We start from the raw sequence: 10,192 nt of genomic DNA, 5'->3' as shown, positions 1-10,192 counted from the left end.
GGCCTGCGGCGCGTCGCCACGCTCGCGACGCGGCGGGCGGTCGCCCCGGTCACGGCCGCGGTCACCGCGATCGCCCCGGTCACCGTATTCACGGCGCGGGCGCTCTTCCTCGACATAGCCCTCGGGCCGCTCGAGCAGCGCCTTCAGCGACAGCTTGATGCGCCCCTTCTCGTCGGTCTCCAGGACCTTGACCTTGACGATCTGGCCTTCGGTCAGGAAGTCGGTGACCTTCTCCACGCGTTGGTGGGCAATCTGGCTGATGTGCAGCAGCCCGTCCTTGCCGGGCAGGATGTTGACCAGCGCGCCGAAGTCCAGGATCTTCGTGACCGGGCCCTCGTAGACCTTGCCGATCTCGGCCTCGGCCGTGATCTCCTCGATGCGCTTCATGGCCGCCTGGGCCTTGTCGCCGTCGGTCGACGCAATGGTGATGGTGCCGTCTTCCTCGATGTTGATCTGCGTGCCGGTCTCCTCGGTCAGCGCGCGGATGGTGGCGCCGCCCTTGCCGATCACGTCGCGGATCTTCTCGGGGTTGATCTTCATCACGTAGAGGCGCGGCGCGAACACCGACAGCTCTTCCTTCGCACCGCCGAGCGCCTTGACCATCTTGCCGAGGATGTGCAGACGCGCTTCCTTGGCCTGCGCCAGCGCCACCTGCATGATCTCCTTGGTGATGCCCTGGATCTTGATGTCCATCTGCAGCGCGGTCACGCCGGTGGTCGTGCCGGCCACCTTGAAGTCCATGTCGCCGAGGTGATCCTCGTCGCCCAGGATGTCGGTCAGCACCGCGAAGCGGTTGCCGTCCTTGATCAGGCCCATCGCGATGCCAGCCACGTGGGCCTTCAGCGGCACGCCCGCGTCCATCATCGACAGGCAGCCGCCGCAGACCGAGGCCATCGACGAGGAGCCATTCGATTCGGTGATCTCCGAGACGACGCGGATCGCGTAGGCGAACTCGTCCTTCTTCGGCAGCACCGGGATCAGCGCGCGCTTGGCAAGACGGCCGTGGCCGATCTCGCGGCGCTTGGGCGAGCCACGCGGCCCGTCTCGCCGGTGGCGAAAGGAGGCATGTTGTAGTGGAACATGAAGCGGTCCTCGAACTCGCCGGCCAGCGCGTCGATGCGCTGCGTGTCGCGTTCGGTGCCCAGCGTGGTGATGACCAGCGCCTGCGTCTCGCCACGCGTGAACAGCGCCGAGCCGTGGGTGCGCGGCAGCACGCTGGAGCGGATCTCGATCGGACGCACCGTGCGGGTGTCGCGGCCGTCGATGCGCGGCTCGCCGGCCAGGATCTGGCTGCGCACGATCTTGGCCTCGATGTCGAACAGCAGGTTCTCGACCTTGACCTTGTCGACCGCCGCGCCTTCGGCGGCCAGTGCGGCCAGCACCTCGGCGTAGGCCGCGCGGGTGGCCTGCGTGCGATCCTGCTTGGAACGGATCTGGTAGGCCGCGCGCAACTTGGCTTCGCCCAGGCCATTGACCTTGGCGATGAAGTCCTCGTCCTTGGCGGGCGGGGTCCACTGCCACTCGGGCTTGCCGGCCTCGCGCACCAGCTCATTGATCACGCGCACGGCGATGTTGCCCTGCTCGTGACCGAATACCACGCCGCCGAGCATGATGTCTTCGGGCAGCTGGTCGGCCTCGGACTCCACCATCAGCACGGCCGCCTCGGTGCCGGCGACGATCAGGTCGAGCTTGGAATCGGCCAGCTGCGTCGGGCCCGGGTTGAGCACGTACTCGCCGTTGATGTAGCCCACGCGCGCCGCGCCGATCGGGCCGTTGAACGGGATGCCGCTGATCGCCAGCGCAGCGCTGGAGCCGATCAGCGCGGCGATGTCGGCCGACGCCTCGGGGTTCAGCGACAGCACGTGCACGACGACCTGCACCTCGTTGTAGAAGCCTTCCGGGAACAGCGGGCGCAGCGGACGGTCGATAAGGCGGCTGGTCAGCGTTTCCAGTTCGCTCGGGCGGCCTTCACGCTTGAAGAAGCTGCCGGGGATCTTGCCGGCGGCATAGGTCTTCTCGATGTAGTCGACGGTCAGCGGAAAGAAGTCCTGGCCCGGCTTCGGGTTCTTGGCGGCCACGACCGTGGCCAGCACCACGGTGCCGTCCATGTCGACGATGACCGCACCCCCCGACTGACGGGCGATCTCACCGGTTTCCAGCGTGACGGTGTGCTGACCCCATTGGAAGGTCTTGGTGATCTTGTTGAACAGGCTCATGCTTGTCTCCAATTGGATGCCCGGCGCGGTACGCCGGGGCGACTCGGGGCGCGATCGGTGGCGCCTGTCACCGGGAGCTCAGCGCTCGAGCGGGATGCCATTCCAGCGCGTCTGCAACGGCAATCGCGTTGGAATGACACATCGACGCTCGCGTGCGGCTTGCTCCAAAACACGAAGAGCCTGCGCTGGGGGTGCCAGACAGGCTCTTCGTCATGCGATTCGGCTTACTTGCGCAGGCCCAGCTTCTGGATCAGCGCGGTATAGCGGTCGGCGTCCTTGCCCTTCAGGTAGTCGAGCAGCTTGCGGCGGCGGCTCACCATCTTCAGCAGGCCGCGACGACCATGATGGTCCTTGGCGTGGGTCTTGAAGTGCGGGGTCAGGTCATTGATGCGAGCGGTCAGGATGGCCACTTGCACTTCGGGCGATCCTGTGTCGGAAGCACCGCGCGCGTTCGACTTGACGATTTCGGAGATGTTGAGGTCGGCAACTGCCATGTCTGTTTCCTGGTTGCGATGAAACCGCTGACGCTCGCAGGAACGGCGTGCCACGGTTTCGGATTTCCACTTGCGGTCACGGGTGAAACCGACCCATGCCGTGCTGACGTTACGCAGCCGCGGGCCGCGAAACCTCGAAATTATAGCCGCAGTCCCTGCCGCAGGCGTTCGACCCCTTGCGTCAGGCGGCCCGGGTCGCTCGACGCGAAGCACCAGCGCAGCCAGCCTTCGGCCTCCGGCCCGAAGGCCGCGCCCGGTGCAAGGCCCAGGCCAGCCTCGGCCACGAGGCGCTTCGCGAACGCCAGCGAGTCCGTCTCGCCCACCACGCGGAAGAAGGCGTACATGCCGCCCTCGGGCACCGCCACCTCCAAGCCGGGTAGCGCCTGCAGCGCCGGCAGCAAGGTGTCGCGACAGGTTCGCAGGTGTCCGACCAGGCTCGGCAGCGTTGCCGCCGCCCCCTCCACCGCCACCAGTCCGGCCCGTTGCACGAAGACCGGCGCGCACGAGGTGTTGAACTCGATCAGCTTGCCCACTGCGTCCAGCAAGGCCGGTGGCAGCACCAGCCAGCCGAGCCGCCAACCGGTCATCAGGAAGCTCTTGGAAAAGCTGTGCGCCACCAGCAAGCGGTCGTCGGCGTCGGCGACGTCGAGGAAGGACGGCGCCGCCGGCGGCCCCCCGGCCCTCGCGCCGCCCCCGAAGTAGAGCCGCTCGTAAACCTCATCGGCAACGATCCAGGTGCCGGTGCGACGACAGTGCGCCAGGATCGCCGCCTGCTCGTCCCGGCTCAGCGTCCAACCGGTAGGGTTGTTCGGCGCATTCACCAGCAGCACGCGGGTGCGTGGCGTGACCGCCGCCAGCAGTTCGTCCAGATCCAGTCGCCAGGCGCCGGACTGCGGCCGCAGCGGCACGCGAGTCACCTGCGCGCCCAGAATGACCGGCTGCGCAGTCAGGTTGGGCCAGACCGGCACGACCGCCACGACCTCGTCGCCGGCCCCGACCAGGACCTGCATCGCGATCATCAGCGCGTTCACGCCCGAGGAAGTGACGGCGATCCGCTCCGGCCCGAGCGGCCGGTGGAGCGCACCGACATAGCCGGCCAGCGCTTCGCGCAGTTCATGCAGCCCCAGGTTGTGCGAGTAGAAGGTTTCGCCCTGCTTCAGCGACGCGACGGCCGCGTCGCGCACGAAACCGGGCGTCACTTCGTCGCCCTCGCCGAACCAGAACGCCAGCACGTCGCTGCGGCCCAACCCGGCATTGGCCACCTCGCGGATCTTGGAGCCGGGCAGCTGCCGGATGAGCTCGCGCATCGCTGGGATCCCCCGAAAAAGGCCGCTCCGCGTGAGGGCGGCGCCTCGAAATACAACGGCCTTGAAAACAAAAATGCCGCTCTCAATTCGGCGGCATGGGCAGCCGTTCGCTGCCTTCCACCTGATTCTAGGAGAACGCCATGTTCGTCATGCCCATCACCCGCACCCACCGCCACGCCTACAACGGCCACGCCCGCAACCTGGGCCGCGCCTTCGACCGCCTGTTCGACGGCAACGTCGAACGGGTCTTCGCCGCCGCCGCTTCCGAGCACGTCACCCGCCAGCCTGCACTGGATCTGCGCGAGACCGAGCAGACCTACAGCGTGCAGCTCGACATGCCCGGCGTCGCGAAGGAAGACGTCAAGGTCACGATCGACGGCAAGCGCATCAGCATCGAGGCTTCGTCGCCCGCCGACGCGCCGGCCGCCGAAGGCGAACAGTTGCTGGTGCGCGAACGCAGCCGCACTGCCTACGCCCGAAGCTTCACGTTGCCGGTCGAGGTGGACGAGTCCGCTTCCCAGGCTCGCCTGGAGAACGGCGTGCTGAGCCTGACACTGACCAAGAAGCTCAAGCCGGCCACGCAGCTCGCCGTCGGCTGATCCGGCGGCGAACCGAACGTCGGGGCCTCGCTCAGGGCACCCCGACGTCCAGCGCGGCGAGCGGCCAGCGCGGCTGCACGTCGAACGCGTGGTCGCGTCGTGCGGTCGCGCGGCCGGCCTGCAGCCGCATGGCCGCGGCCAGCGCGATCATCGCGCCGTTGTCGGTGCACAGCGACACCTCCGGATAGTGCACACGAACGCCGCGCTTCGCGCAAGCGGCATCGAGCTGCGACCGCAGGCTGCGATTCGCCCCCACACCACCGGCCACCACCAGCCGCTGCAGCCTGGTGGCCCGCAGCGCGGCGAGCGACTTCTTCACCAGCACCTCCACGATCGCGGCCTGCGTGGCAGCCGCGAGGTCGGCACGCGGCTGCTCGCAGACGCCCTCACCGAGCTTCAGAACCTGGGTGCGTACCGCGGTCTTGAGTCCGGCGAAGGAAAAATCGAGCGTATCCCGGTGCAGCAACGGCCGCGGCAGCGCATAGGCGGTCGGGTCGCCGAACTCCGCAAGGCGGGCAAGCGCCGGTCCGCCGGGGTAGCCCAGGCCGAGCAACTTGGCCGACTTGTCGAAGGCCTCGCCGGCCGCGTCGTCGATCGTTTCGCCAAGCAACGCGTAATCGCCCACACCGTCGACCCGCATCAGCTGCGTGTGCCCGCCCGAGACCAGCAGCGCCACGAACGGGAACTGCGGCGGATCGACCGACAGGAAGGGCGACAGCAGATGACCCTCCAAATGATGGATGCCCAGCACCGGCCGGTCCAGCGCCGCGGCGAGCGCGCAGGCCACCGCGCTGCCGACCAGCAGCGCGCCAGCCAGCCCGGGACCGCGCGTGTAGGCCACCACGTCGACATCGGCCAACGCCCGGCCCGCCTCGGCAAGCACCTGTCGCGTCAGCGGCAAGGCCCGACGGATGTGATCGCGCGAGGCGAGTTCGGGCACGACACCGCCGTAGGCCTCGTGCATGGCGACCTGGCTGTGCAAGGCGTGGGCAAGCAGTCGCGGGCGCTCGCCATGGTCGGCCGCCACCAGCGCCACGCCGGTTTCGTCGCAGGAAGATTCGAAGCCGAGAATCAGCATCGCAGGAGTGTAGTGAGGCGATTCCGGTGACCTCGAGCACCGGCCCTGCCACAAAACCATGCCATTCGTTTCCTTTGGTCACATGGCGGGTGTGACGGAAAACACGATATTCGGGACTGTCGACCTATCGCAGTCCGGGCGCGCTGGTTAACCTGCGTTCACAGCGGCGTGAGGCCGCGCTCCCGGTAGATCGCCCCATGAAACAGTACAAGCTTTCCGCTTGGCCCGACCTGCCGGCAGGATTCCATCGCACGGCCTACCGGCGCATGCTGCACCAGATGTCCCACCGCCACGTGACCGTGCGCCAGCTGATGGCCGAGAGCGGCCTAGCACGTTCGGCGGTGATGCAGTTTCTCGACACGCTGTCGGAGCGCGAACTGCTCGACGAACGTCCGCACGCCGCACCGCCCACCGCGCTCGGCAAGCTGCTGCCGATGGCGTTGTGGCGCCGCGCCTTCGCGACACAGAGCCCGATCTAGACTCACGGTACCGACTCCGTGACAAGGCCCGCCTCGAGCGGGCCTTGTCATTTCCAGCGTCGGCGTGGTGGCCGTTGGCGCGCTCCTTGCAGCGCAGCCAACATGACCTCTCTCCAGGCGCTGCGCATCGTCATCGTCGCACCGGAATCGCTCACCCCGGCCGCGGACGACGACGACGCACTCGTCGAGGCGGAACGCTCGCGCAGCCTGCGCATCGGCCTGCTGGCCAACGGCTACAACATCGTCGCGGTATTGCCGATCGATGCCTTCCTGCCCGAGCGCATCGCGCAGATCCAGCCTGACATGATCGTTGTCGACGCGCAAAGCCAGGCGCGCGACACGCTCGAGCACGTCGTGATGTCCACGCGCGACGAACGCCGGCCCATCGTGCTGTTCACCGACGACGCCGACACCAGCCACGTCGGCGCGGCCATCGCCGCCGGCGTGACGGCCTATGTCGTCGCCGGCCTGGCGCCCGAGCGCATCAAACCGGTGCTCGACGTCGCGCTCGCACGCTTTCAGCACGAGGAAGCCCTGCGCCGCGAACTCGCCGACGCGCGCACGCAGCTCAGCGACCGCAAGCTGATCGACCGCGCCAAAGGCTTGTTGATGAGCCGCCAGCAACTCAGCGAGGACGAGGCCTACGCCCGGTTGCGCAAGACAGCGATGGACCGCGGCCTGCGGGTCGCGGAGGTCGCGCAACGCCTGATCGACGTGGCCGACATGCTGGGCTGAGGCGCTCGATCTTCCCGCTCTGGCACGAGGTTTGCTGCAGTGCACCCAAGGATCAACGGCGATCCCCTTTCCGGTGCGGCCACGCTCGGCCACACCGCAGCAGACGACGGCGTCTCACCCCGCACCGCTCCAGGGCTGTGTGGTCGTGATGGCGCCGTTTTTCATTTGAGCCTGATTTCTGGAGTCCGAATGCCATGCCGAACGACATCGCCAACCGCGCCCTGCTGGGCCGCCGCACCATGCTGAAAGCCGCTGCAGCCGCCACCGCCGTCGGCGCCGTGCCTGGATTGCAATCCGCCGTCTGGGCCGCCGGCTCCGACAAGCCCGAGAAGGACGAGGTGCGGATCGGCTTCATCCCGCTGACCGACTGCGCCTCCGTGGTGATGGCCTCGGTGCTCGGCTTCGACAAGAAGTACGGCGTGAAGATCGTGCCCACCAAGGAAGCGTCCTGGGCCGGCGTGCGCGACAAGCTGGTCAACGGCGAGCTCGACATGGCGCACGTCCTCTACGGGCTGATCTACGGCGTGCACCTCGGTACCGGCGGCCCCAAGAAGGACATGGCCGTGCTGATGGCGCTCAACAACAACGGTCAGGCGATCACGCTGTCGAAAGCCCTTGCGGACAAGGGCGCCGTCGACGGGCCTTCATTGTCCAAGCTGATGGCGACGGAGAAGCGGGAGTACACCTTCGCCGGGACCTTCCCGACGGGCACGCACGCGATGTGGATGCACTACTGGCTGGCGGCCGCCGGCATCAACCCCCTGTCCGGCGCGAAGCTCATCACGGTGCCGCCACCGCAGATGGTGGCCAACATGCGCGTGGGCAATATGGATGGCTTCTGCGTGGGCGAACCCTGGAACCACCGCGCCATCATGGACGGCATCGGCATCACGGCCAACACCACGCAGGACATCTGGAAGGACCATCCCGAGAAGGTGCTGGGAACGACCAACGACTTCGTCAAGAAGAACCCGAACACCACGCGCGCAGTGATGATGGCCGTGCTGGAAGCCAGCCAGTGGATCGACGCCGGCCTGCAGAACAAGATGAAGATGGCCGAGACGGTTGCGCAGAAGGCGTACATCAACACTTCGGTGGATGCCATCAACCAGCGCATTCTCGGTCGCTACCAGAACGGTCTCGGCAAGACCTGGGACGATCCCAATCACATGAAGTTCTTCAACGACGGGGCCGTCAATTTCCCCTACCTGAGCGACGGCATGTGGTTCCTCACGCAGCACAAGCGCTGGGGCCTGCTGAAGGAACACCCGGACTACCTGGCCGTGGCGCAGCAGGTCAACCAGATCGCGCTCTACAAGGACGTGGCGAGCGCCATGAAGATCAATGTGCCGAAGGATTCGATGCGCAGCAGCAAGCTGATCGACGGCGTGGTCTGGGATGGCAAGAACCCGAAGGCCTATGCCGACGGATTCAAGATCAAGGCTTAAAGCAAGGAGAACCCCATGGTCAGTGCCGTGTTCCACGATCCCTCGGGTGCCGGCCTCGCCGGTACGCCCGCCGCGGTGAGTGTCAGCAAGCCCGCATTGGCGGCGTCCGTAGCCGACCTGCCTTCGGCCAGGCCGGCGGCCCGCCTTCCGGCCGAGCCCTTCGACTGGCGCGGGCTCGCATTGCGCGTGCTGCCGCCCATCTTCGGCGCCGGCCTGCTGATCGGCATCTGGGCGCTGCTCACGATGAACGGCGGCGCCTTCCCGACGCCTGCGGCCACCTGGGCCGAGTTCGCGAAGCTGTTCAGCGATCCGTTCTACGACAACGGCCCGAACGACCAGGGCATCGGCTGGAACGTCCTGTTCTCGCTCGAACGCGTTGCGCTGGGCTTCGGGCTTGCCGCGCTGGTGGGCATTCCGGCCGGCTTCGTGCTCGGGCGCTTCAGCTTCGTCAACCACATGATCTCGCCGCTGATCAGCCTGCTGCGACCGGTGTCGCCACTGGCGTGGTTGCCGATCGGGCTGCTGGTGTTCAAGGCCGCCAATCCGGCGGCCATCTGGACGATCTTCATCTGCTCGATCTGGCCGATGATCATCAACACCGCCGTCGGCGTGCAGCGCGTGCCGCAGGACTACCTGAACGTGGCACGGGTGCTGAACCTCAGCGAGTGGAAGGTGATGACGCGCATCCTGTTCCCCGCCGTGCTGCCCTACATGCTGACCGGCGTTCGCCTGTCGGTCGGAACGGCCTGGCTGGTGATCGTGGCGGCCGAGATGCTGACCGGCGGCGTCGGCATCGGCTTCTGGGTCTGGGACGAGTGGAACAACCTGAACGTGGCCCATATCCTGATCGCGATCTTCGTCATCGGCATCGTCGGTCTGCTGCTCGAGCAGGCGCTGATGCTGATCGCACGCCGCTTCAGCTTCGACGATTGAGGAGACTCCCATGACCAGCTTCATCGAAGTGCAGAACGCCGAGATGGTGTTCACCACGCGCAAGGGCCGCTTCCATGCGCTGCGCGAGATCAACCTGCAGATCGAGCGCGGCGAGTTCATCACGCTGATCGGCCATTCGGGCTGCGGCAAGTCGACCCTGCTCAACCTGATCGCCGGCCTGCTGACGCCCAGCAGTGGCGTGCTGCTGTGCGACAACCGCGAGATCGCGGCACCGGGCCCGGAGCGTGCGGTGGTGTTCCAGAACCACTCGCTGCTACCGTGGCTGACCTGCTACGAGAACGTGCACCTCGGCGTGGAGCGCGTGTTCGGCGCGAGCGAGTCGAAGGAACAGCTCAAGGAACGCACTCAGGCGGCGCTCGCGCTGGTGGGCATGTCGCACGCGATCGCGAAGCGCCCCCACGAGATCTCCGGTGGCATGAAGCAGCGCGTCGGCATCGCCCGTGCGCTGGCGATGGAGCCCAAGGTGCTGCTGATGGACGAACCGTTCGGCGCGCTCGATGCCCTCACCCGCGCCCATCTGCAGGACGAGTTGCTGAAGATCGTGGCACGCACCCGCAGCACCGTCGTGATGGTGACCCACGACGTCGACGAGGCGGTACTGCTCAGCGATCGCGTGGTGATGATGACCAACGGCCCGGCCGCCACCATCGGCGAGATCCTGACGGTGGACCTGGCGCGCCCGCGCCTGCGGGTGGAACTCGCCGAAGATCCCGCTTATGTGCACTACCGCAAGGAAGTGCTCGACTTCCTGTACACGCGTCACGGTCACGTCGAACGCGAGGCCGCGTGAGTCAGGCGGTTCTGCCACACACCTGGCATACCAGTTGCTGAAGATGCAGTGACTGGCGCCTGAGCCGCGCAGTCGCTGTCTCCTCAGCAGGG

General features: G+C 67.0%; 9 protein-coding genes and 1 pseudogene. 6 read left to right on the top strand and 4 right to left on the bottom strand.

What is annotated here, in order from left to right; genetic code table 11:
- The 3 genes and pseudogenes from pnp to x551_RS14165 all read right to left on the bottom strand — a co-directional run.
- Window positions 1-2,216: pseudogene (gene pnp, locus x551_RS14175) on the bottom strand (polyribonucleotide nucleotidyltransferase); the annotation flags it as partial.
- 224 nt (window positions 2,217-2,440) lie between these two features.
- Window positions 2,441-2,710: a 30S ribosomal protein S15 gene (rpsO, locus tag x551_RS14170; protein ID WP_011828997.1), complete on the bottom strand. Its 270-nt coding sequence runs from the start codon at window positions 2,708-2,710 to the stop codon at window positions 2,441-2,443.
- 140 nt (window positions 2,711-2,850) lie between these two features.
- The gene (locus tag x551_RS14165) at window positions 2,851-4,017 is read right to left on the bottom strand and encodes a pyridoxal phosphate-dependent aminotransferase (protein WP_036230549.1); all 1,167 of its coding nucleotides are present in this window, start codon (window positions 4,015-4,017) and stop codon (window positions 2,851-2,853) included.
- A gap of 140 nt (window positions 4,018-4,157) precedes the next feature.
- Here x551_RS14165 and x551_RS14160 point away from each other — a divergent pair, with 140 nt between their 5' ends.
- Entirely contained in the window at window positions 4,158-4,616 is a 459-nt protein-coding gene (locus tag x551_RS14160; RefSeq protein ID WP_051495589.1) for an Hsp20/alpha crystallin family protein, read from the top strand.
- 31 nt (window positions 4,617-4,647) lie between these two features.
- Here x551_RS14160 and tsaD read toward each other — a convergent pair whose 3' ends face one another.
- Window positions 4,648-5,694 (bottom strand): tRNA (adenosine(37)-N6)-threonylcarbamoyltransferase complex transferase subunit TsaD, encoded by a 1,047-nt coding sequence (gene tsaD / locus x551_RS14155; RefSeq protein ID WP_036230548.1) that lies wholly within the window; start codon window positions 5,692-5,694, stop codon window positions 4,648-4,650.
- Between the two features lie 197 nt (window positions 5,695-5,891).
- Here tsaD and x551_RS14150 point away from each other — a divergent pair, with 197 nt between their 5' ends.
- From x551_RS14150 to x551_RS14130, 5 genes are all read left to right on the top strand, one after another.
- Complete coding sequence (locus x551_RS14150) at window positions 5,892-6,173, top strand: MarR family transcriptional regulator (RefSeq protein WP_011828993.1); 282 nt, start codon at window positions 5,892-5,894, stop codon at window positions 6,171-6,173.
- 102 nt (window positions 6,174-6,275) lie between these two features.
- Window positions 6,276-6,908, top strand: a complete 633-nt coding sequence (locus x551_RS14145) for an ANTAR domain-containing protein (protein WP_011828992.1) — start codon at window positions 6,276-6,278, stop codon at window positions 6,906-6,908.
- Window positions 6,909-7,102: 194 nt separating this feature from the next.
- Window positions 7,103-8,356: a CmpA/NrtA family ABC transporter substrate-binding protein gene (locus x551_RS14140; RefSeq protein WP_011828991.1), complete on the top strand. Its 1,254-nt coding sequence runs from the start codon at window positions 7,103-7,105 to the stop codon at window positions 8,354-8,356.
- A gap of 15 nt (window positions 8,357-8,371) precedes the next feature.
- Window positions 8,372-9,289, top strand: a complete 918-nt coding sequence (ntrB, locus tag x551_RS14135; RefSeq protein WP_036230539.1) for a nitrate ABC transporter permease — start codon at window positions 8,372-8,374, stop codon at window positions 9,287-9,289.
- Window positions 9,290-9,299: 10 nt separating this feature from the next.
- On the top strand, window positions 9,300-10,100 hold the full coding sequence (locus x551_RS14130) for an ABC transporter ATP-binding protein (protein ID WP_011828989.1): 801 nt from the start codon (window positions 9,300-9,302) through the stop codon (window positions 10,098-10,100).
- Window positions 10,101-10,192: the final 92 nt, after the last annotated feature.

Origin of the sequence: Methylibium sp. T29 (assembly GCF_000576205.1) — a bacterium.
Lineage (GTDB): Bacteria > Pseudomonadota > Gammaproteobacteria > Burkholderiales > Burkholderiaceae_C > Methylibium > Methylibium petroleiphilum.
The sequence above is the reverse complement of the archived record's forward strand: the minus strand, read 5'-3'. Positions and strand labels throughout refer to the sequence as shown.